Raw genomic sequence first — 22,479 nt, forward strand, 5'->3', positions numbered from 1 at the left:
ACAAGCAATACTCTGACTACACAATGGCAATGACCGGGTAGTACCGGACGTAGCGCCGCGATCACACCGCGAGGCTTGCCTCTGCCGTACAGGAGCAGAGGAGCGTTGCCGGTGAAGCGGGTCGTTGGTGTGGTCGCGGGCGTGGCGGCTCTGGTCGCCGGGCTCGCCGTGCCGGGAGGGGCGGCGGCGTCCGGAGGGGCGGCGGCGTCCGGAGGGGCCGCGGCCCAGGGCAGGGCGTCGTGGAGCGGGACATCGCCGCGGCACCCGGCGATGTCCCGGAGACGCCCCTGGGGGCCGCCGCAGCGGCCCCTGGAGTGGCGGCCCTGTCCCGAAGAGGGCTCCTCCCAGGACGTCTCCCAAGGCGACACGTCCTCCGGCGGCCTGCTGGGCTCCGCCGTCCCCCGCGGGACGCGGCAGGAGCCGACGAAAGAGTGCGCCACGCTCGACGTCCCGCTCGACTACTCCGAGCCGTACGGCCAGCGGATCTCGCTGGCGCTCAACCGCATCAGGGGCACCGTCTCCCGCGACGCCAACCACCTCGGCGTGCTGCTGGTCAACCCGGGCGGCCCGGGTGGTGAGGGCCTGAGCCTGGCCGGGTACGTCGCGGCCCGGCTGCCCGCCGACGTCGCCGCGCGGTTCGACGTCGTCGGCTTCGCTCCGCGCGGGGTGGCCCCGAGCAGGCCCGCGCTGTCGTGCGCCGACCCGGCGCGCTTCTTCGCCGCGCCCCGCCCCGACAACGTGCCGCGCGGCGACGCCGACGAGCAGGTGCTGGCGGGCCGGGCCCGGCAGTACGCCGAGGGCTGCGGCAACCGCTGGGCCTGGTTCCTGCCCTATCTGACCAGCGAGAACAACGCACGCGACATGGACGCGATCCGGGCGGCCCTCGGCGAGGACAAGATCAGCTACCTGGGCTACTCGTACGGCACCTATCTGGGCGCGGTCTACGCCACCCTGTTCCCCCGGCGGGTGCGCCGGCTCGTGCTGGACAGCGTGGTCGACCCGGAGGGCGTCTGGTACGGCGCGAACATCGCCCAGGACCGCAGCTTCGACCGGCGCCACCGCGACCTCCTCGCCTGGCTGGCCGCGCACGACGACGTCTACCGGCTGGGCGCGAGCGAGGCCGCGGTCTCCTACGCCTGGTATGCCATGCGCGCCCGCCTGCGGGACCGCCCGGCGGGCGGCCTGGTCGGCCCGAGCGAGCTCGACGATGTGTTCTCCAACGGCGCCTACACCGACCGGCTCTGGCCGTACCTCGGGGCCGCCTTCTCGGCCTACGTCCACCGGGGCGACCCCTCGATCCTGGTGAGGCTCTTCCACAGCGAGGCCGAGATCGACGCCGAGAAGGAGAACGCGTACGCCGTCTACCTCGGGGTGGAGTGCCGGGACGCGCCCTGGCCCCGGTCCTGGGCCCGCTGGCACGACGACACTCGGCGGCTCCACGCGGAGGCGCCCTTCATGGCCTGGCCCAACGCCGTCTACAACGCGCCGTGCGCGTTCTGGCCGGAGAAGGGCGGAACGCCGGTCAAGGTGGCGGGCACCGCGCAGCTGCCGCCGATCCTGCTGATCCAGGCCCAGCGGGACGCCGCCACGCCGTACGACGGGGCGCTGCGGATGCGCCGCCGGTTCCCGACCGCGCGGCTGGTCACCTCGGGCGGCGGCAACCACGGGGTGTCCCTCGCCGGGAACGCGTGCGTGGACCGGTATCTCGCCGCCTACCTGCGGGACGCGTCCGCGCCGCCGCAGCGCAGGGGCGCGCGGGGAGCCGGCGCGAGCTGCCCGGCCGACCCGCCGCCGCGGGCGGCGCCCGTGGCTGTGGCTCCGGCGGCTGTGGCTCCGGCGAATGTGGCGGCGGCGCCCGGCGCGGCCGCGCACGAATCCGCCGTACGGCGGTGAGGCCCGCGCGGGCCGATACATCCCAAACGTGAACCCTTCGCGTAGGCTGGGCCCGTGATGCTGCGCACATCGGCGTCGCGCGTGCTCGACGACGGCGACCGGGACGAGGTGCTGACGCTCCTCGACACCGATCCGGTCGCCAACGTGTTCGTAGCGGCGAGGGTCAGGGCCGTCGGCCTCAGCCCCTCGCGGCTGGGTGGCCAGATGTGGGGATACGGCCCGCGCGGCGGGCTGGTGTCCCTGTGCTATGCGGGGGCGAACCTGGTGCCCGTCAACGCCACCCGCGAGGCCGTGCACGCCTTCGCCGACCGGGCGCGCAGGCAGGGCCGCCGCTGCTCGTCCATCGTCGGCCCGGCCGCCGCCGTCGAACAGCTCTGGGAGCGGCTCGAACCCCACTGGGGCGGCGCCCGCGCGATCCGGTCGGCCCAGCCGGTCATGGCGACGAGCTCCGCGCCCGCCGTCGAGCCGGACCCGCTCGTCCGGCGGGTCCGCCCCGAGGAGTTCGGCATCCTGCTGCCCGCGTGCGTCGCGATGTTCACCGAGGAGGTGGGCGTCTCGCCGGACAACGGCGACGGCGGCGCGCTCTACCGGTCGAGGGTCGCCGAGCTCATCCGCATCGGGCGTTCGTACGCCCGGATCGACGACGGCCGGGTGGTCTTCAAGGCGGAGATCGGCGCGGTCACGCCGCACGCCTGCCAGATCCAGGGCGTGTGGGTCCACCCGGACCTGCGCGGCCGGGGCCACGCCGTGGCGGGCATGGCCGCGGTGGTGGAGCAGGCGCTGAAGTACTTCGCCCCGGTCGTCACCCTCTATGTGAACGACTTCAACCTCCCGGCCAGGGCCGTCTACCGCAGGGTGGGCTTCCGGGAGGTCGACTCGTTCATGTCCGTGCTGTTCTGACCGCGGTCGGCGGCCTGACCAGCCGGGTCAGCAGGTGCTCCAGCTCGGCGGCCGGGTCACCGGTCAGCCCGGCGTGCACCGGCCCGGTCTGCACGATCGTGCTGCGCGGCGCGGTGAGCCAGCGGAAGCGCGCGCCGAGCGGCTCCCCGCACAACGGCCCCGCCTCCTCGCCGCAGGCCCGCTCGTACGCCGCCAGGGCCAGCCGCACGCCGGGGAGGTCGACCGGCGCGCCCAGCGCGAGCAGCCGGGGCTCGTCCAGCTCGGCCCGCGCGCACAGATAGCCGCGTGGCTGGGAGTAGAGGATGACCCCCGCGTTGACCAGTTCGCCCCGCTCGACGCTCGGCACCACGCGGATCACCGCGTACTCGTAGACGTCCCGCCCGCTCATCGCCCGGCCTCCCGCGCGGCCCGCCAGAAGCCGCCGATCGTCGCGCCCGGCTCACCGCGCGGGGCGGGGGCCTCGCCCGGGTCCGGCAGCCAGTCACGCGGCCCGGCGGCCCGGGCGAGCAGGTGCTCGGCATAGGCCCGCCGTACGGCCGCCGCGTCCGCGAAGCCCGGTTCGTCCTCCAGCCACTCGTCCGGCACCAGCGCGGTCACCTCGTCGAGCAGCGTACGGGTGACGCGCCCGGCGAGGTCGGCGTCGGCCTCGCCGAGCCGGGTCGCGAACGGCGCGAGCACGTGGTCGCGGCCGTCGAACCGGCGGCGGGGGTCGGCCGCCGGCCAGTTGTGGTGGAACCACAGGGCCGCGCCGTGGTCGATCAGCCACACCCCGCCGTGCCACACCAGGAGGTTGGGGTTGCGCCAGCTCCGGTCCACGTTGTGGACGAAGGCGTCGAACCAGAGCACCCGGGAGGCGAACCCGGCGTCGGGCCGCCAGGCGAGCGGGTCGAAGCCCAGCGCGCCGGGCAGGAAGTCGATCGCGAGGTTGTGCCCGGCACTCGCGGTGAGCAGATCCTGGATCTCCTCGTCGGGCTCGCGGGCGCCGAGCTGGGGATCGACGTCGACGACCTTCAGCTCCGGCGTGGCGAAGCCCAGCCGCCGGGCGAGCTCGGCGCAGACGATCTCGGCGACGAGCACCCGCCTGCCCTGGCCCGCGCCGCGGAACTTCACGACGTAGGTGCCGAGGTCGTCGGCCTCGACGACGCCGGGCAGCGAGCCGCCCTCGCGCAGCGGCGCGACGTACCGCGTCGCCGTGATCTGTTCGAGCACGACAGGAAGGTTACCGGCAGGGCCGGCGGGCGCTCCCCTCCAGGCGCCCGCCGGCCGTCGTGACGGACGACGTCTCCGGTGCCGGTCACCTGTCTCAGTTGGCGACCGGCAGCCACCACACCCGGCCCTCCGTGACGTCGTGGTAGACGTCCAGGAGGTCCAGGCCGGTGATCTTGCTGCGTGACTCGGCGGCGGCCCAGGCGTAGACGCCGCGGGCGATGGTTCCGGACTCCTGCTGCACCCGCAGCGCGTACACGAGGGCCCTGATCTCGTGAACCTGGTGGTCGTCGGGCTCGGCCTGGGCGGCGAGCTCGGCGAGCTGGCAGGCGAGGCGCAGGTCGCCGTCGGCCGCCGCGGAGACGGCGCGCCCCGCGACCGACGCCGCGCCCGCGGAGAGCTCGGCGACCGCACGGGCGAACACCGCGTCCGGCGCGGGCTTGAGGTTGGCCGGGTTGCCGTCGTGCCAGCCGCCGTGCAGCCGCCAGATGTTGCGCACGATGAACTCGGGTTCGTCGTGGTGCTCCCGCAGGTAGACGCGGGCGGCGAGCGCGGGCGGCGGCTTGACCTCGTGCAGGATCTCGTCCAGCCGGGCGCCGGAGTTCATCAGGTCGAGCGTCTGCTCCACCAGGCTGTCGAGGTAGTCGGCGGTGTCGGCGAGCGCCCTGCGCACCCGGGCGGCGCCGCAGATCGGCAGGCCCCGGCCGGGGAGGAGCAGGTCGGCGTCGAGCGCGGCCATGGCGCGCAGGGCCACCGCCCACTCGTCGGGATAGCCCTGGACCCGCTGCGGGTCGCCCGCGCCCGGCACCGTCCAGGCGAAAAGGTCCCCGGTCAGCAGCACGCCGCGTTCCGGCAGGAACGCCCAGGTGGCGTCGTCCGTGGCGCCGTGGGCGTGGGTGAGCATGAAGGTGACGTCGCCCAGCGACAGCGACAGCCGGTCGCGATAGGTCAGGTCGGGCAGCCGGTGCGGCAGCGGCCAGACCACCCGCGGGAACCCCTGCTCGCGCAGGTCGACGGTGGCGTTGTAGCCGGCCGTCCTGCCCTGCTGGGCGAGCCGGCGCACCAGCCCCTCCTGCGCCACCACCAGGGGGCGCGGGCCGGGTTCCGCGTCGAACTCCTCCAGCCCGGCCAGCCGGTCGGCCCGGCCCCGGGAGAAGATCGCGTACTTGAGCGGCTCGGCCGACCACTTCCTGATGGCCCGGTAGGACGGCGACGCCTCGTGGGCGTCGCCGGTGTCGAAGAGAGCCAGCCCGTCCTCGCCCCGGACCACGTAGACGTTGCCGCAGGCGGGCCACATCGCGACGCCGTAGGCGATCTCCTGCACCCCGTCGCGGCGCAGATCGGAGACGGGCACGTCCTCGGGACGCACCGCACCACGCCAGACCGCGTCGGCGAACCGAAGGATCGGTGACTCCATGCTCCCGAGCCTGGCCCTCCGCGCGCGCGGCGCCCAGTAGGGAGATCCCTAAACAGCCCCGGCCGTGGGTCCGCGGTCACAGCTCGCCGCGTGCGACGGCCAGGGCGAGCTCCACGCGGGACCGCAGCCCGGTCTTGGCGTAGACCCGGGTGAGGTACACCTCCACGGTCTTGCGGCTGTAGTGCAGCTCCTCGGCGATCTCGGGGTTGCTCAGGCCGCCCGCGACCAGTTCGATGACGCGGCGCTCGCCGGGGGTGAGGCGGCCCTCCGGTTCGGGGACCATCCCGGCCTCGCGCAGGCGGCGGCCGGACAGCGCCGCCCAGGGAGCCGCGCCGAGCCGGGTGAAGATGGCGTGCGCGCGGGGGAGCTGCGCCGCGTCGCCCAGCGCGCCGAGGATCAACCGGGCGCGGGCCTCCTCGAACGGCAGGCCGTCGGCGCGGGCCCGCTCCAGCGCCGCGCCCGCCCGGGCGGGCCGCCGGAACGCCCAGCCCACCGCCAGGTCGGCGGCCAGCAGGGTCCGGGGACTGCCGTTCGCCGACCGCTCGTCCAGCCGGGCGGCGGCCGCCCGGCAGGCCACGTCGTCACCGGCCGCTCCCGTGACGAACACCTGGACGGCGAGGGCCCGGTGCACCACGTCCGGCACGTCGCAGGCGAGCGCCCGGCCGAGCTCGCGCCGCGCCGCGGCGAGGTCGCCCCGGGCGTGCGCGAGGCGCGCGCGGAAGGTGCAGCGCAGGCCGTTCTGCATGGCGCAGCCGGGCGGCGGCTCGGCGAGGACGCGGTCGGCCTCCTCCAGCCTGCCCTGGTCGAGCAGGATGTCGAGCTCCATGTTGCGCAGCAGGGCGAGGTTCTCCAGCAGGCCCGCCTCGGCCAGCCCCCGGGCCGCGACGGCGATCTCCTGGAGCGCGCGCTCCCAGTCGCCGCCGAGCCGCCGGATGACCGCGACGGTCCGCACGTGCTGCCCGGCGATGTCATGCCAGCCGAGCCCGCGGTGGATCTGCTCGGCCTGCTCCAGCACCTCGGCGGCGCGGGCGCGGTGCCCGGCCGCCGCGAGCACGTGCGCCGCCGACTCCAGGGACGCGAGGCGGGCGCCGGGCGGCAGCGCGGCGGCGAAGGCGAGCAACTCGTCGACCGCCCGCCGGCTCTCGGCCCAGTCACCCCGCACCAGCGCATGGATCGCCAGGCAGCCCACCGCGATCGCGCGGTCCTGCGGCGGGCAGTCGGCGACGCCCTCCCAGGCGCGGCGGGCGATGTCGCGGCTCGGGCGGCCCAGCTCCGCGCTGACCAGCGCCTGCTGGGCGAGCAGCGCCGAGGCGTCGTCGGCCTTCGGGACCTGGCGGCGGGCCACGTCGAGCGCCACCTCGTACCACCCCATGGCGTGCGCGGCGCCGACGGCGGTGTACGCGGCCTGGGTGCGGCGCCGCCCGGCGGGCAGCACGGCGAGGGCGCGCTGGGCCGAGTTGAGCGCCAGCGCGGGCCGCGAGCCCTTCCAGTAGGCCAGGGCCTGCCTCGCCAGCAGCTCGCCCGGCTCGGCGGACAGCTCCGCGGCCTTGCCGTACCAGTGCGCGGCCGACAGCGGCGCGGTCCAGCGGGTCAGGTCGGCCGCCCGCAGCACCGCCGGCAGGGCCCGCGCGGGCGAGCCGGCCTCGGCCATGTGCGTGGCCCACTCCAGCACCCGCCGGGTGCCGGTCAGCCCGTCGCCTTCGAGCATGTCGGCGATGCGGCGGTGCACGTCCCGCCGGCCCGCGGGGCCGAGGTCGTCGTACAGCGCCTCGGCGACCAGCGGGTGAGCCAGGGCGTAGCCGTCGCCGCTCCGGGCGACGACGCCGTCCCGGACCAGGGCGTCGAAGGCGCGTTCGGCCTGTTCCGGGCACAGGCCGGCCAGCACGGCGAGCGCAGCCGGGTCCGCGGCCTCCCTGGTCCGCGACAGCGCGGCCAGCACGCGGGCGAGGTCGCGGCCACCCCGGTCGCGCTGGAACAGCCGGCTGAGGATCGCGCCGCGCCGGGCCCCCGGGTCCGCCGAGCGCACCGCGCCGCCCTGCACCAGCGTCAGCACCGCCTCCTGGGCGAACCACGGGTTGCCCCGGCTCACCGCGTGGATCCGCCGCAGGACGGCGTCGCTCGGCGTACGGCCGAGCAGCGCGGTGACCAGTTCCGCCACCTCGGGCATGGTCAGCGGCTGGAGCCGTACGCACAGGTCCACGTCGAGGGCGGGCGGATGCCGCGCGGTGCCGAGGATGGCGATGGAGTCGTGCCGGTGCGGCAGGGCCCGCAGCACGCCCAGCGTGTCGGCGTCGGCGAGGTGGATGTCGTCGAGGGCGAGAAGGATGGGGCCGGGCAGCGACTCCAGGACCCGGGCGGCCATCGCGCCGGGCGCCGCCGCGGGCTCCCCGAGCGCCGCCTGGTCGATCGACTCCAGCAGATCGGACAGGACGCCCGCCGCCTCGCCGCGCAGCGAGCCCAGGGCGTCGACCAGGGGGGCGTACGCCCGTCCGCCGTCCAGTTCCCGCGCCTGGCCGCGCAGCACGCGGAAGCCCTCCAGCCGCGCCGCCGCCTCGCCGAGCAGGCGGGTCTTCCCGATTCCGGGCTCGCCGACGATGAGGACGGTCCGGGGCGTGCTCGACAGGGCCGAGACCACCTGGCCGAGCGCGCCCGCGCGGCCCTCCCCGACGGCCGGTACGTCCACGGCTGGCCGTCACCCCCTTCACATCGGGTCCGCTGGCGTTCCTAGGACGCGGCATAAAGGTTGAACGTTCACACGAAATGTGACGCGCCCCGGCGGTGATCGCAAGGGGATATGGATATCAGAATTCGAACGCCGCGACGGCGGCGGTCGAGGTTTCCCCGGCCACCGGCGCGGGCACGCCCGACGGTCCGCACCACCCCCGACAGCGCCGCACCAGGGCGGCCCGGCGCGCGCGCGGGTCGCGGGGGAGTGGCCCGGCCCGGCGATCCGGATGAAAAATTCTTTTCCGCACTCCGTGACCGCCTCCCCGCCGCCGGGCGACCCGGGCGCGGCGCCGCCGATGTCACCGGTGAGTAACCGGACCACCACGATGCGGCCGGGTGAAGGTGTCGGGCGGCCGCCGATCACCAACCTTTACCCTCGTACTGTACGGCCGTACGGTACGGCCGTCATGACGCGCTACCCGGGGACGGACGGTCGACGATGAGCGGGCTTCTTGGGCGGCTCGGCGAATGGTGCGCTCGGCACGGCCTGCTCGTGCTCGCGCTGTGGGTGCTCGCGGCGGGGCTGGTGACCGCGGGCACGGTGGTGTGGGGCCGTCCGGTCAACAACGACGTGGCGATCCCCGGCACCGACGCGCAGCGGGCGCACGAGCTCATGCGCGAGGGCTTCGGCCCGGGGTTCGACCCGGGCGGGACCGTCCAGCTCGTCCTCTACACCCCGAAGGGCACGCTGAACGAGAAGGCCCGCAAGAAGGCCGTCGAGCGGTCGCTGGACGCCCTGCGGCGGGCCCCGCACGTCGCCCGGGTGGAGACGCCGTACCGGGTGGGCGGAATGTCGCCGAGCCTGCGCATCGGCGTCATCACGGTGCGGCTGCGGGGGCAGGACACCACGAAGATCGCGCAGACCTCCGAGCAGCTCGCCGCCGCCGCCGCTCCGGCGGCCCGCGCGGGCATCGAGGTCGTCCCCTCCGACAGCTCCACCCCCGCCGACAAGCAGATCAAGACCGGCGTCAGCGAGGTCATCGGGGTCGTCGTCGCGCTGCTGGTGCTGCTGTTCGCCTTCGGCACGCTCGTCGCCGCGATCGTGCCGATCTTCACCGCGATCGTCAGCATCGGCGTCGGACTCGGCCTCATCGGGCTGCTCGGTCACATCGTGGACGTGCCCTCGACGGCGTCGATCCTGGCCACGATGATCGGCCTTGGCGTCGGCATCGACTACGCGCTGTTCCTGCTCTCCCGGCACCGGGCGCTGCTGGCGCGGGGAGTCGCGGTGCACGAGGCGGTCCGGCGTACGGCCGCCTCGTCCGGCGGCGCCGTGCTGTTCGCCGGCGGCACGGTCGTCATCGCCCTGAGCGCGCTGATGCTCGCCGGGTTCCCGCTGCTGGCCACGCTCGGCTGGATCACCGGCGTCTCGGTCGTGTGCGCCGTGCTCACCTCGATCACGCTGGTCCCGGCGCTGCTCGGCGTCCTCGGTCAGCGGATCAACGCGCTGCGGCTGCCCTTCTTCGGGCGCGCCGCCCGGCGGGACGGCCCGGCGACGGGCTGGACCAGGCTCGGCCTGTGGGTGGCGCGCCGCCCCTGGCGGGTGCTCGCCGTCACCGTCGTCGTGCTCGCGGCGCTCACCGCCCCGGCCCTGACGATGAAGCTCGGCCCCCTCGACGACGGGTACGGCGACAGGGGCACGCCGGCCCGGCGGGCGTACGAGCTGATCGAGGCCGGCTTCGGCCCGGGGGCCAACGGCGGGCTCATCGCGGTCGCCGAGACGGATGAGCGGATCGCCGGCTCCACGCCGCCCGACCCGCTCGTGCAGGTGCTGCGGCAGCGGATCGAGCACGTCGACGGCGTCGCGTTCGTCGCCGAGCCGGTGGTCAACGACGACGGCCGCTCGGTGCTGTTCCAGGTCGTCCCCGACTACGCGCCGAGCGACCCGCGGGCCCTCGACGTGGTGAAGCGGGTGCGGGCCGTCCAGGTGCCGGGGGCGCGCCTGCACGTCGGCGGCAAGGTGGCCGGCATGGCCGACGCGGGCGACCGCATGATGAGCAGGACCCCCCTGGTCGTCGGCGTCGTCGCGCTGCTCAGCGCCCTGCTCCTGCTGCTGGCCTTCCGCGCGCCCCTGGTCGCCGTCAAGGCCGCGGTGATGAACCTCGTCTCGCTGGGGGCCGCCTTCGGCGCGCTCTCCGTGGTGTTCTCCCAGGGCCTCGGCAGCCGCGTGGTCGGCATGGACCCGCCGGTCTCGGCCGACGGGTCCTATCTCGCCACGCTGTTCTTCTCCGTGCCCATCGACACGTACGTGCCGCTCATGCTGTTCGCCGTGCTGTTCGGGCTGTCGATGGACTACGAGGTCTTCCTGCTCACCTCCGTACGGCAGGCCTACACGCGCGGCGGGGACAACCGCGCCGCGGTGGCCGAGGGGCTCGGGTCGACCGGCCGGGTCATCACCTCCGCGGCGCTGATCATGGTGGCGGTGTTCACCGCGTTCATCGCCTATCCCGATCCTCTCGTCAAGGTGTTCGGGGTCGGGCTCGCCGTGGCCATCGCGGTCGACGCCACCCTGATCCGGGGCTTCCTCGTGCCCGCCACCATGGTGCTGCTCGGCCGGCTCAACTGGTGGATCCCCCGCTGGCTCGACCGCCTGCTGCCGAACCTGTCGGTCGAGGGCCACGAGGAGGATGCTCCGCCCGCCGGGCGGACGGAATTCCTCCTCGTGGACGCCGGCCGGCCCGCCCGGCGCCCCTGACCCCGCACCGTGCGTCGCCGCCAGGCGCCCGAGGAGCCGACAACTGGACCCGGGCGGACCCGGACGCGTCAACGAGGCGGAGTCTCCGCCGTGCTCACTCCGCGTCCGCCGAACCGAGGGGTGCCGGGCTCTGCGGCTCCGCGTTTCCGGCCTGCGGCGCACTTCGGGGCGCACTCTGCTGCGTGTCGGGCGTGCGTGGCCTGTCGGGACTCTGCGGCCTGTCGGGACTCTGCGGCGCTTCGGGAGTCTGCTGCGGCTCGGGTGTCTTCGGCGGTTCGGGAGTCGGCGCTTCCGGAGTCGTGGGCACGCCGGGGGTTCCGGCCGGTTCGGGGCTCTCGCGCGGGCCGGGGCTTTCGCGGGGGCCCGTCGGCGACACGTCCGGCTTAGGGCACCGGGGACCGGTGACGGTCCTGGTCTCCACGCGCGTACCGGCGTCCCCTCGCGCGGCCGGGACCGTGGACACCTCGACTCTGCGGTGCACGGTCGTCCCGCACGCGGGGGAGGGGAAGGGCTGCTGGAAACCCATCCGGTAGGAGGTCGCGCCCCGCAGCGCGATCGTCTGCGGCGGCGCGGCGACGAGCGCGGCGGGCGACGGTCCGGAGGCGAACCGCGTGGTGAGCAGCACCCGCCCGGTCGTGCTCGCCCGCACCTCGACCATCACCGCCTGACCGTCGAACGACGTGATGCCGAGGCCGGTCACCAGCGGCGGGGCAGGGCTGGAAGACGGCGTACGACCTGGGGACGGCGCATGGCTCGGGGGCCTCGTGGCGCCCATGTGGGAGGGGACAGGCACCCCGCCCGCGTCGGTGCCCGTGCCGCCGCCGGTGCCGGTGCCCGTGCCGCCGCCGGTGCCGGTGTCGGTGCCGCCGCCGGGGTCCTCGGTGGCGGAGTCCGCGGGGCCGGGGCCGTACGACTCCGCGGCCCCGGGCGGGACCGGCCCGGCGGTGTCCGGAGGCGGCGCGGCGGGACGGCTGTGCGGCGGCGGCGTGAGCAGGGTGCCCTGCGCGACCGGCGTCTGCCGGTTGGCGGCGAGCACCCCCGCGGTCACCAGGGCCGCCAGCACGACCGCGCCGAGGGCGAAGCGCGGGGCGAAGCGGGTGAGCCGTTCGGCGAGCACGGTCCGGGCGAGCGACGTGGACACCTCGACCGGCACCGCCGGAGTGGCCAGGGGGAACGTCAGTGCGAGCAGGGTGGCCAGTTCCGCCAGGTGACGGCGGCCCCGCTGTTCCCAGTCGGGGCCGTAGGCCGATGTCGCCGCGGTCTCCAGGTCGGCGACGAAGGCCCGGGCGGTCGGCGGCCGGTCGGCCGGGTTCTTGGCCATGCCCCGCTCGACCAGGGTCCGCACCGGGGCCGGCACGTCCCCGGCCGGGACGGGCGCGCTGCGGTGCAGCATGCGCAGCACCGCCATGTCCTGCGCACGGTACGGCCGGTGCCCGGTCAGGCATTCGTAGAACACGCAGGTGGCGGAGTAGACGTCGGTGGCCGGACCGGCGGGCCCGCCGTACCACTGCTCGGGGGCCATGTACGGCGGGGTGCCGGCGGGGGCCTCCGGCGTCCCGCTCGGCGTCGCGATGCCGAAGTCCGACAGCTTGCTCGCGCCGTCGGCCTGGACCAGCACGTTCTCCGGCTTGTAGTCACGGTGGACGATGCCCGCGGCGTGCGCGGCCGACAGGCCCGCCAGCGAGCCCTTCAGCACGACCAGCGCGGCCTCGGGACCGGTCGAGCCGTGCTCGGCGAGGATTTTGCGCAGGGAGACGCCGTCGACGAGTTCCATGACGATCGCCGCGCCGTCGCGCGCCTCGACGTACTCGTACAGGCGCACGACGTTGGGGTCGTTGAGCTCCACCATGACCCGGGCCTCGTGCCGGAACCCGGCCAGGAAGCGCGGATCCCGGCGCAGTTCCTCGTGCAGGTGCTTGATGGCGACGTAGGCGCCGGTGGTCGTGTAGGTCGCCAGCACGACCCGCCCGGCGCCGCCCGCGCCGAGCTCCCGCACCTCCCGGTAGCCCGGTACCGACCAGGCCCTCATGACGCCCCCTTGAATCCGCCCTGACCCAAGGTCTCACCCGAAAGGGCGGTTGTCACCGGAGCAAAAACGTCACCTTCCGGATGTAATCCGGGGGGTGACGCGCCGCGCGGGCCGCCGGCTCGTTCCGGGCGGCCGAACTCCGCGCGGGTGGCCGGCCGCGCGGCGCGCGGGCCCCGCCGCGGGTGGACGGGGATTCAGTACCAGAGCGCGGCGGCGACGAGCTCGGGCACCAGTGTCTCGGTGAGCAGGGCGACGTCCGGGTCGTCGTCGTGCCGGTACCGCACCGCCGCCGCCTGCCCCTCGGCCTCGCCGCCGACGGTGAGCACCCGCGATCCACGCTGTCTGATCCACTCCATCGCCTGGTCGTCGTACCGCGAGCCGGGGAACAGGACGGCCCGGTAGTCGCAGGTCTTGGTGAGGTAGACGTCCACGTGCGCCCAGTCGCCCGTCTCGCACGCGTCGGCTTGGCGGCGCGGGCCCTCGCGGAACATCAGCGCCGACTGCTCGGCCGACGACAGCCGCTCGGCGGGGGCGATCGTGTAGACGCCGTGCGGCCCGTCGAGCAGCGCCACGGCGTCCGCGAGCCACTCCGGCCGCCGTTCCAGGAGGTCGGCGGTGGCCTCCGCGGCCCGCCGTACGAGGCCCGCCACGGCCACGGGGCCCTCGGCGAGCGTGAGCAGGAGGGCGAGCGTGTGCTGGAACGTCCGGCAGGCGACGCCGCCCCGCTCCTCGCCCGCGAGCATCGGCACGACCAGGTCGGCGCCCTCGGTCACCGGGGATCCGGGCCGGTTGGTCAGCGCCACGACGAACGACCTGCCCGTGTGCCGGGCCAGGGCGTCGAGGGTCTCCCGGCTGCCGCCCGACGCCGAGACGACGACGGCGGCCGTCCGCGGGCCGGGCGGGGTGCCGAGCGCGGCGGAGGCGTACTCGGCGACCGCGTCCACCCCGGCCGCCCGCAGCCGCCCCGCCGCCACCCCCGCCGCGTAGCGGGAGCTGCCCATACCGAGGAAGACGATCCGGTCGAACCGCCGTGCCAGCCCCTCGAACGGATCGCCGGCGTCCAGCAGCCGGGCCAGCGCCGCCAGCGCGGCCGGCTTGGCCTCCAGGTCCTCCCCGAACAACGTCGAGTCCACCGGCTCCACCCTCTCTTCACGCGGGCCGCTCACACGGGCCGCTCACACGGGCCGCTCATGCGAACCAGGACCGCAACACGCCCATCGGGGCGTACCGCCAGCGCGGCAGATGCCGGGTGGCGTAGATCAGCTCCCGGCACTCCTGCTCCACCTCGAACGGCCGCAGCAGCGACGCGTCGAGCAGGCCGGACTGTCCGGCTTCCGTCAGCGTCCGCGTGTAGGCCGTCCGGAGTCTCCGCCGCGCGGAGACGGCCCAGGCGGCCGTCGCGGCGGGGTCGGCGGACCTGCGCCTGACCGCCACCTGTCCCGCGTGGTCCACACTCGTGGTGAGCTGCGCGAGGTCGCGGGCGGCCGGCTGGTACGGATCGGCGCCCGCCACGGTCGGGTTGCCGTCGAAGTCGACCACCGCGTAGCCGTTCCGCCACCGCAGGATCTGCCCCACGTGCAGGTCGCCGTGGACGCGGATCAGCGGCGTGGCGGCGAGCGACGCGAGGGGCTCCAGTTCGCTCCGCAGCGCCTCGGCCCGTCCCGCCAGCCACGCGCCGTCTTCGCCGTCCGTCAGCGTCAGCGCCTCGCGCAGCGCCTCCTCGGCCCGCTCACGCCACGCACCGGAGCCGGGCGGCGACAGCCGTACGGGGTCGGGGAAGACCGCGGACGGGGTGGCCGTCGCGAGGTGCAGTTCGGCGGCGAGGGAGCCGATCTCGCCCGCGAAGTCCGTGCTGCCCGCCTCCGCCTCGTCGACGCACCACTCCCAGCCGTCCCGCGCCTCCGGCAGGTAGGCGGTCACCAGGGCGACCAGCGCATCCTCCCAGTAGACCGCGGCGTACGGCGCGGCCGTACGGGCGAAACCGGTCAGATGGGCGAGCAGGTCGGGCGCCGGGTGCGGGGCCCGCGAGGGCCGGGGGAACCACTTGACCACCACGGTCTCGCCCGCGATCACCGAGTGGTTGGTCTGGTCCACCGTTATCGGCCGCTCCCCGGCCGGCACCGGCGGCAGTGGCAGGAGCGCGCGCACCGAGAAGGGCGGCGGAGCGGCTCCCCGCGCCAGGTCGCGCAGAACGCGCTCGGTGACGCCGTCGCCTGTCTCCAGCGCGAGGACGCCGTCCGGCCCCTCGGTCACCCGAGGCCAGCGGGACCCTTCCACTCGATCTCCTGAATGTGGATTCAATACGACAACAGAAAGCGGAGGTAGACGTGACGGCCAAAGTCTTGTCTACGTTGAGCCGTCCTGCAACACTTGCCGCCATCCTCACGCAAGGGAGCTCCCCATGACTCGTCGCGTGCCCGTCGTGACCTCCGCCTTTCTGGCGTTCGCGCTGACCGCCTGCGGCGGAGGTTCGCCGACCGACTCCGCGCCCGCGGGCCTCGACGCCAAGGCGGACCTGTCCAAGCAGAGCCTGACGATCTCGATCTGGGACGGTTACAGCCCGAAGGATCTTCCGGAGCGAGTGAAGGCCAAGCTCGGGTTCGACACCAAGGTCGCCATCCACGACACGAACGAGACGATCGTGGCCAAGCTGACCGCAAGCGGCGACAGCGGCATCGACGTGGCGTTCGTGTCCGGCCAGTACGCGCAGGCGCTCAACGCGCAGGGCCTGCTGGAGCCCATGCACCGCGAGCTGATCCCGAACCTGAAGAACCTCTACCCCGAGGCGTCGCAGCTCGCCTACGACAAGGGCAACGCCTACTCCGTCCCGTACACCTGGGGCACCACCGGGCTGTGCTACCGCAGCGATCTGGTGAAGACGCCGCCGACGAGCTGGAACGACCTGCTCGACCCGGCCTCCGAGCTGAGGAAGAAGATCACGATGATGACCACCGAGCGGTGGCTGGCGCTGCCCGCGCTCAAGCTGCTCGGCGCCTCGGTCAACACCACCGACCAGGCGGTGCTCGACAAGGCCAAGGCGATGCTGCTGAAGGTCAAGCCCGACCTGCTGGCCTACGACGACACCACGTTCGGCGACCGGCTCAAGTCCGGCGAGGCCGCGCTGGCCGAGGCGTGGGACGGCTGGTGCCCGACGGCGGAGAAGAACATCGAGTTCGTCGTGCCGAAGGAGGGCAGCGACCTCTGGGCGGACACGATGGTGATCCTCAAGAGCTCGAAGAACAAGGAGGCGGCGCACGCCTTCGTCAACTACATCCTCGACCCCGAGGTGCACGGCTGGGTGGCCGCGAACATCCTCTACAAGATCCCCAACAAGGCGGCCATGGACGCCGTCGACCCGGAGCTGCTCAAGAGCTACCCGGCCCTGGCGCAGCCCCCCGCCGACCTGCTCAAGGGCGAGAGCCTGGTCGACCTCGGCGAGGCGTCCACCGCGTACACGCGCCTGTCCACCGAGGTCTCGGCGGCGCAATGACGGCCCGACAGCCCGCCCGCGTGCTCGGGAAGGCGGCCGGCCGTCTCGCGACGATGGGGCCCGGGTTCGGCTTCCTGACCGTCTTCCTGCTGGTCCCGCTGGCACTGGTGCTGAGCTACACCGTGTTCCGGCGTGGCCGGTTCGGGGGAATGGTCTACGAGCCGACCGGGGAGAACTTCGCCCGCCTCGCCGACCCGCTCTACCTCGACGTGGTGACCGGGTCGGTGAAGCTCGCGGCGATCACGACGCTGCTCGCCCTGCTGCTCGGCTACCCCACGGCGTACCTGATCGCGAGGCTGCCCGCCCGGTGGAAGGTGATCGCCCTGGTGGCGGTCGTGCTGCCGTTCTGGACGAACTTCCTCATCCGCACGTACGCCTGGATCGTGCTGCTCAACTCCGAGGGGCTCGTGAACTCCGGTCTGAAGTCGCTCGGGCTGGGACCGGTCGAGCTGCTCTACACGGACGGCGCCATCGTCGCCGGGCTGCTCTACGCCTACCTCCCGCTGATGATCCTCCCACTGTATTCGGCCGTGGAGCGGCTGGACCCGGAGCTGCGGGAGGCCTCGGCGAACCTCGGGGCCCGGCCGGCCAGGACGTTCTGGTCGGTCACGCTCCCGCTGTCGCTGCCCGGAGTGCTGACCGGATGCGTGTTCGTGTTCGTGCCGAGCCTGGGCAACTTCGTGATCCCGGAGCTGCTCGGCGGCGGACGCCGGATCATGGTCGGCAACCTCATCCGCGACCAGTTCCTCAAGGCCCGCGACTGGCCGTTCGGGTCGGTGCTCGCGCTGGCCGTCGTCGCCGTGCTCGTGCTGCTGCTGTTCGCCCAGGCGTGGGCCGCGCGGAGGGCGGGACGAGGTGCGTAGACACGGCTGGCTCCGGCTGCCCTTCTGGCTGACGTATCTGTTCCTGTACGCGCCGATCGTCGTGCTCGTCGTGATGTCGTTCAACCAGAACAGGTCGCCCTACTCGTGGGGCGGCTTCTCCCTCGACTGGTACGGCAGGCTGGCGGGCAACGCCTCGATCCGCACCGGGCTGGTCAACACGCTGATCGTCGCCCTCGGGTCGACGGCGCTGTCCACGGTGCTCGGCACGCTCCTCGCCGTCGGGCTGGCCCGCCACACCCGCTCGCGGCTGCTCGACGCCCTCTCGACGCTGCCCGCGATCCTGCCCGACCTCGTCATCGCGATCGGACTGCTGGCGTTCTACTCCGCGATCAAGCTGACGCTCGGGCTGCACTCCGTGCTGATCGCGCACACCGTCTTCGGCATGGCCTTCGTCGCGGCCGTCGTCCGGGCCAGGCTCGGCGGCATGGACACGTCGCTGGAGGAGGCGTCCCGGGACCTCGGCGCGGCCCCGCTGACGACGTTCGTGAGGATCACGCTGCCCACGCTCGCCCCGGGCATCGTCGCGGGCGCGCTGCTCGCCTTCACGCTCTCGCTGGACGAGTTCGTGATCGCGTTCTTCACCGCGGCTCCGTCCGAGCCGACGCTGCCGATCGTCATCTACTCCATGGTGCGGTTCGGCGTGACCCCCGAGATCAACGCGCTGGCGACGCTGCTGCTCGCGGTGAGCTTCACCGTCGTGATCGTCGCACAGCGCCTGACCAGGCTGACCGAGGCACTGAAATGACTCTCATCTCCATCGACGGCGTGAGCCGCCGGTTCGGCGAGGTGACCGCGCTCGACTCGGTCAGCCTCGACATCCGGCAGGGCGAGTTCTTCGCCCTGCTGGGGCCGTCCGGCTGCGGCAAGACCACCCTGCTGCGGATCCTCGCCGGGTTCGAACAGCCCGACACCGGCTCGGTGCGCCTCGACGGGGCCGACCTGCTCGCGACTCCCGCACACCGCCGCCCGGTCAACCTCATGTTCCAGTCGTACGCCCTGTTTCCGCACATGAGCGTGGAGAAGAACGTGGCGTACGGCCTGGAGCGGGAGCGGCTGCCCCGCGCGGAGATCCGGGAGCGGGTCGCCGCGGTGCTGGAGACCGTCGGCCTGGCCGCGCAGGCCCGGCGCAGGCCGCACGAGCTGTCGGGCGGGCAGCGCCAGCGGGTCGCCCTGGCCAGGGCCGTCGTCAAGCGTCCCCGGCTGCTGCTGCTCGACGAGCCGCTGAGCGCGCTGGACAAGAAGGTCAGGTCGGAGATGCAGCTCGAACTCAAGCGGCTGCAGCACGAGGTCGGCATCACGTTCGTCGTGGTCACCCACGACCAGGAGGAGGCCATGTCGCTCGCCGACCGGATCGCGGTGCTGAACGGCGGCCGGGTCGAGCAGGTGGACGCTCCCGTGGACCTCTACGAACGGCCGCGCACGCCGTTCGTGGCCGGCTTCATCGGGGCGAGCAACCTGTTCACCGGCAGGGTGACCGGCAAGGGGCTCGACGTGGACGGGCTGGGCGTGCTGCCCGCGCCCGCGGGGCCCATGGAGGGCGGGACGGCGATGCTCGCCGTACGGCCGGAACTGATCCGCCTCGGCCCGGTCACGGCCGGCCAGGGGGTGCTGCGGGGCAGGGTCGTCGACGTCAGCTTCTACGGCGGCGTCTCCCACGTGGCGCTGAGTGTGGCGGGCCACGACCGCAACGTGCTCGCGGCCACGCAGGGGCGGGCCAGGGTGGAGGCCGGCGCCGAGGTCGCCGTCTCGTGGGACGCCGACGACGGCGCGCTCGTCCCCGTGACCTCATGAGGACGACGGGGGTCAGCGGCCATCGGCGGGCCTGAGTGGGTTGCCCGTGGCCAGGCGGGCGTAGTCGAGGATCAGCTCGACGGCCCTGTCCGGGTTGATCGAGTGGTGCCGGGCGATGACGCGGTAGCCGTACGCGTCCTCCAGGGCGACGAGGTTGCGGGCGATGGTCTCGGAGTCGTGCGCCAGCGTGAAGACGCCGTGGGCGGCGCCCGTCTCCAGGATCGTCTGGTACATCGACACCTGCCGGTCGAACAGCGTGGTCAGCAGCGTCGCGTAGACACGGTTGCGGCCGGCGGCGCCGCCGAGCTCGCACAGCAGACGCACGCCCGCGTCGTCCGGGCCGTCGGGCAGGCCCGAGCGGATCGTGATGATGAGCTTCTCGGCCGGGTCGGAGACGCCGCTGATCTTCTTCATCCGCCGCTCGTAGAAGCGCTCCATGCCGGCGTGATGGGCCTCGATCAGCAGCTCGCGCACGTCGGGGTAGTGATAGAGCACCGCGCCGGAGGTGAGCCCCGCCTCCTCGGCGATCTGGTTGAGGTGGACCCCCTCGGCACCGTGCTGGATCATCGCCCGGTGGGCCGCGTCGATGAGGTCGAGACGCCGGTCCGCTTTGCTCTTGCGCTGTGCCATCCCACCCCTGTCATTGCACCCAGGTTCAATCGGGCGCCACGATACCGCGCCAACCCTTGACGGGTGTAGCAAGTCCGTATTTGAATCTCGATTCAACTAGCTTCAGAGGAGCCTCGAATGACGGCCACGCCCTTGACGATCCTGTTCATGCCGGAGAGCGCCTACGGGCCGACGAACAACTGCGTCGGGATCGGCGACGTCCTGCGCCGCCGTGGCCACCGCGTGGTGTTCGCCGCCGAGGCGTCGTGGAAGGGCAAGCTGGAGGCGCTGGGCTTCGAGGAGGACCTCGTCGACCTGGCGCCGCCCGCGGAGGAGGAGCAGGACCCGGGCCAGTTCTGGAAGGACTTCATCCGCGACACGGCGCCCGAGTACCGCAAGAGCACGGCCGAGCAGTTGGAGACCGTGACCAAGCCGATCTGGGACGCGCTCATCGACGGCGCCAAATACTGCGAGCCGCAGCTCAAGGCCATCATCGAGCGGGTGCGGCCGGACGTGATCGTCGAGGACAACGTGGTGGCCTTCCCCGCCCTGGTGACGGCGGGCGTCCCGTTCGTACGGATCGTGTCGTGCAACCCGCTGGAGGTGAAGGGCCCGGGCGTGGCCCCCCCGTTCTCGGGCCTGCCCGCCGACGGGACGGGCTGGGCGGAGTTCCGGGCCGAGTACGACCGGACCCACCGTGAGGTGTGGGAGTCGTTCAACGAGTGGGTGGTCGCGCAGGGCGCCCCGCCGCTGCCGGACCTGGAGTTCATCCACGAGGGCGACGCGAACCTGTACGTGTACCCCGGGATCGTGGACTATGTGGCCGACCGGCCGCTGGGCGCGTCGTGGACCCGGCTGGACTCGTCGGTGCGGGAGACCGACGACGACTTCACGCTCCCGGACATCCCGGGCGAGGGCTCGCTGATCTACTTCTCGCTGGGGTCGCTCGGCTCGGCCGACGTCGAGCTGATGCGCCGCGTGATCTCGGTGCTGGCCCGCACGCCGCACCGGTACATCGTCTCCAAGGGCCCGCTGCACGAGGAGATCGAGCTGGCTCCCAACATGTGGGGGGCTGAGTTCGTCCCGCAGACGAAGATCATTCCGCTGGTCGACCTGGTGATCACGCATGGCGGCAACAACACGACGACCGAGGCGTTCCACTTCGGCAAGTCCATGATCGTGATGCCGCTGTTCTGGGACCAGTACGACAACGCCCAGCGCGTGCACGAGACCGGGTACGGCGTCCGCCTGGACACCTACCGCTTCACCGACGACGAGCTGATCGGGGCCATCGGCGCACTGCTGGGCGACCAGGACCTGCGGGACCGGCTCGCCGCGGCCGGCGAGGAGATCCGCCGTCGTGACGGTCTGCGCGTGGCCGCGGACGTCATCGAGAACGTCGCGGCGAAGTGAGCCGTCCGGTGAGCGGCGGGACCATCGAGACCGAGGACGCCGCGTGATCGAGGACGCCGCTCCCCGGGTCTTCTGGACCGACCGGCCTGGGGCGCCCGGCCCCTACGAGCCGCTGCACGGCCGTAAGACGGCGGACCTGCTGGTCGTCGGCGGCGGCTTCACCGGCCTGTGGGCAGCCGTGCTGGCCAAGCAGGAGAACCCCGCCTGCGACGTCGTCCTCGTGGAGGCCCGCTCCGTCGCGTACGGCGCGAGCGGCCGCAACGGCGGGTTCATCGCCGACTCCCTGACCCACGGCATCGGCCACGGGGTGCGGTTGTGGCCGTCGGAGAACGCGGCGCTGCTCGCGCTCGGACGCGCGAACCTCGCGGCCATCGCCCGCTTCGTCGACGACCACGGCATCGACGCCGATCTCCGCCTGGTCGGCAAGACCACGGTCGCGGTCGCCCCCCACCAGGTGGAGGAGCTGAGGCGGGCCGAGAAGCTGCACCGCGAGCACGGCGAGGACGCGGTGTTCCTCGGCCGTCACGAGATGCGCGCGGACGTCGACTCGCCCACCTACCTCGCGGGGCTGCGCCTGCGCGGCACGGGCGGCCTCCTCGACCCCGCCGGCCTGGCGTGGGGACTGGTCCGCGTCGCGGCCCGGCTCGGCGTGCGGGTCCACGAGGGCACCGAGGTCACCGCGCTGACCCGGACGCGGACCGGCGTGGAGGCCAGGACGGGAGGCCGGGCGGTGGTGAACGCCGGGCAGGTGCTGCTGGCCACCAACGCCTTCCCCTCGCCCCTGCGCAGGCTGGGCCTGTTCGTGCTGCCCGTCTGGGACTACGTGCTCGTCACCGAGCCCTTGTCGCCCGAGCAACGGGCGTCGATCCGGTGGCCGGAGGGCCAGGGCCTGACCGACGCGGGCAACCAGTTCCACTACTACCGGCTCACCCGGGACGACCGCATCCTGTGGGGCGGGTACGACGCGGTGTACAACTTCGGCGGCGGGGGATCGGAGCAGCGCGACGCCTCGCACGAGCGGCTCGCGCGGCACTTCTTCGCGACGTTCCCGCAGCTGCGCGGTCTGCGCTTCACGCACAGGTGGGGCGGCGTGATCGACTCGACCAGCCGGTTCACCCCGTTCTTCGGCAGGGCCATGGGCGGGCGGCTGGCCTACGCCCTCGGCTACACCGGCCTCGGGGTCGGCGCGTCCAGGTTCGGCGCGCTGGTCGGCCTCGACCTGCTGGCCGGGCGGTCCACCGCGCGGACGAGGCCGCGCATGGTCCGCCGCCACCCGGTGCCGTTCCCGCCGGAGCCGCTGCGCTGGCCGGTGGTGGAGCTCACCCGCCGCGAACTCGCCCGCGCCGACGACAACGAGGGCCGCCGGGGCCCCTGGCTGCGGGTCCTCGACCATTTCGGCATCGGCTTCGACAGTTAAGGAAAACC

17 protein-coding genes are annotated in these 22,479 nt (G+C 73.7%); 9 read left to right on the forward strand and 8 right to left on the reverse strand.

Going from position 1 to position 22,479, the window contains the following annotated elements; all coding sequences use genetic code 11:
• The first annotated feature begins 111 nt into the window (after positions 1-111).
• Together OG344_RS18585 and OG344_RS18590 are read left to right on the forward strand one after the other, a co-directional pair.
• Positions 112-1,893, forward strand: coding sequence for an alpha/beta hydrolase (locus OG344_RS18585; protein ID WP_405084173.1), 1,782 nt, complete (start codon positions 112-114; stop codon positions 1,891-1,893).
• Positions 1,894-1,950: 57 nt separating this feature from the next.
• Positions 1,951-2,793 carry a GNAT family N-acetyltransferase gene (locus OG344_RS18590; RefSeq protein ID WP_405089117.1) on the forward strand — a complete coding sequence of 281 codons (843 nt, stop codon included), beginning with the start codon at positions 1,951-1,953 and terminating at the stop codon, positions 2,791-2,793.
• Here the strand turns inward: OG344_RS18590 and OG344_RS18595 are convergent.
• The 4 genes from OG344_RS18595 to OG344_RS18610 all read right to left on the reverse strand — a co-directional run bounded on the left by OG344_RS18595 (position 2,774) and on the right by OG344_RS18610 (position 8,099).
• Positions 2,774-3,181, reverse strand: a complete 408-nt coding sequence (locus OG344_RS18595; protein ID WP_327044553.1) for a DUF3037 domain-containing protein — start codon at positions 3,179-3,181, stop codon at positions 2,774-2,776. The two genes, OG344_RS18590 and OG344_RS18595, sit on opposite strands and share 20 nt — an antisense overlap.
• Positions 3,178-4,002 (reverse strand): HipA family kinase, encoded by an 825-nt coding sequence (locus OG344_RS18600; protein WP_405084174.1) that lies wholly within the window; start codon positions 4,000-4,002, stop codon positions 3,178-3,180. Before OG344_RS18600 ends, OG344_RS18595 begins: the two co-directional genes overlap by 4 nt.
• Positions 4,003-4,096: 94 nt before the next feature.
• Complete coding sequence (locus tag OG344_RS18605; RefSeq protein WP_327044555.1) at positions 4,097-5,416, reverse strand: alkyl sulfatase dimerization domain-containing protein; 1,320 nt, start codon at positions 5,414-5,416, stop codon at positions 4,097-4,099.
• Between the two features lie 76 nt (positions 5,417-5,492).
• Positions 5,493-8,099 (reverse strand): ATP-binding protein, encoded by a 2,607-nt coding sequence (locus OG344_RS18610; protein WP_405084175.1) that lies wholly within the window; start codon positions 8,097-8,099, stop codon positions 5,493-5,495.
• A gap of 483 nt (positions 8,100-8,582) precedes the next feature.
• Between OG344_RS18610 and OG344_RS18615 the strand changes: the two genes are divergently transcribed.
• Positions 8,583-10,838, forward strand: a complete 2,256-nt coding sequence (locus OG344_RS18615; protein ID WP_405084176.1) for an MMPL family transporter — start codon at positions 8,583-8,585, stop codon at positions 10,836-10,838.
• Positions 10,839-10,932: 94 nt separating this feature from the next.
• On the opposite strand, the gene OG344_RS18620 is transcribed toward OG344_RS18615, so the two are convergent.
• The 3 genes from OG344_RS18620 to OG344_RS18630 form a co-directional block, all read right to left on the reverse strand.
• On the reverse strand, positions 10,933-12,867 hold the full coding sequence (locus OG344_RS18620) for a protein kinase domain-containing protein (RefSeq protein WP_405084177.1): 1,935 nt from the start codon (positions 12,865-12,867) through the stop codon (positions 10,933-10,935).
• A 194-nt stretch (positions 12,868-13,061) separates the two neighbouring features.
• Complete coding sequence (locus OG344_RS18625; protein WP_405084178.1) at positions 13,062-14,000, reverse strand: SIS domain-containing protein; 939 nt, start codon at positions 13,998-14,000, stop codon at positions 13,062-13,064.
• A gap of 55 nt (positions 14,001-14,055) precedes the next feature.
• Complete coding sequence (locus OG344_RS18630) at positions 14,056-15,144, reverse strand: hypothetical protein (RefSeq protein ID WP_405084179.1); 1,089 nt, start codon at positions 15,142-15,144, stop codon at positions 14,056-14,058.
• A 124-nt stretch (positions 15,145-15,268) separates the two neighbouring features.
• Here OG344_RS18630 and OG344_RS18635 point away from each other — a divergent pair, with 124 nt between their 5' ends.
• From OG344_RS18635 to OG344_RS18650, 4 genes are read left to right on the forward strand one after another with little or no spacing between them, the layout of a single operon-like run.
• Positions 15,269-16,357, forward strand: a complete 1,089-nt coding sequence (locus OG344_RS18635; RefSeq protein ID WP_405084180.1) for a spermidine/putrescine ABC transporter substrate-binding protein — start codon at positions 15,269-15,271, stop codon at positions 16,355-16,357.
• Positions 16,354-17,220 carry an ABC transporter permease gene (locus OG344_RS18640; RefSeq protein WP_405084181.1) on the forward strand — a complete coding sequence of 289 codons (867 nt, stop codon included), beginning with the start codon at positions 16,354-16,356 and terminating at the stop codon, positions 17,218-17,220. Before OG344_RS18635 ends, OG344_RS18640 begins: the two co-directional genes overlap by 4 nt.
• A complete protein-coding gene (locus OG344_RS18645; protein WP_405084182.1) occupies positions 17,213-17,986 on the forward strand; it encodes an ABC transporter permease in 774 nt (257 codons plus the stop codon). The genes OG344_RS18640 and OG344_RS18645 overlap by 8 nt, the downstream gene beginning before the upstream one ends.
• Complete coding sequence (locus OG344_RS18650; protein ID WP_405084183.1) at positions 17,983-19,032, forward strand: ABC transporter ATP-binding protein; 1,050 nt, start codon at positions 17,983-17,985, stop codon at positions 19,030-19,032. The genes OG344_RS18645 and OG344_RS18650 overlap by 4 nt, the downstream gene beginning before the upstream one ends.
• 12 nt (positions 19,033-19,044) lie before the next feature.
• On the opposite strand, the gene OG344_RS18655 is transcribed toward OG344_RS18650, so the two are convergent.
• Positions 19,045-19,662 (reverse strand): TetR/AcrR family transcriptional regulator, encoded by a 618-nt coding sequence (locus OG344_RS18655; protein ID WP_405084184.1) that lies wholly within the window; start codon positions 19,660-19,662, stop codon positions 19,045-19,047.
• Between the two features lie 117 nt (positions 19,663-19,779).
• Here OG344_RS18655 and OG344_RS18660 point away from each other — a divergent pair, with 117 nt between their 5' ends.
• A complete protein-coding gene (locus tag OG344_RS18660; protein WP_405084185.1) occupies positions 19,780-21,054 on the forward strand; it encodes a glycosyltransferase in 1,275 nt (424 codons plus the stop codon).
• Positions 21,055-21,097: 43 nt separating this feature from the next.
• On the forward strand, positions 21,098-22,471 hold the full coding sequence (locus tag OG344_RS18665) for an NAD(P)/FAD-dependent oxidoreductase (RefSeq protein ID WP_405084186.1): 1,374 nt from the start codon (positions 21,098-21,100) through the stop codon (positions 22,469-22,471).
• Positions 22,472-22,479: the final 8 nt, after the last annotated feature.

The sequence above is a fragment of the Microbispora sp. NBC_01389 genome (assembly GCF_045040095.1).
Lineage (GTDB): Bacteria > Actinomycetota > Actinomycetes > Streptosporangiales > Streptosporangiaceae > Microbispora.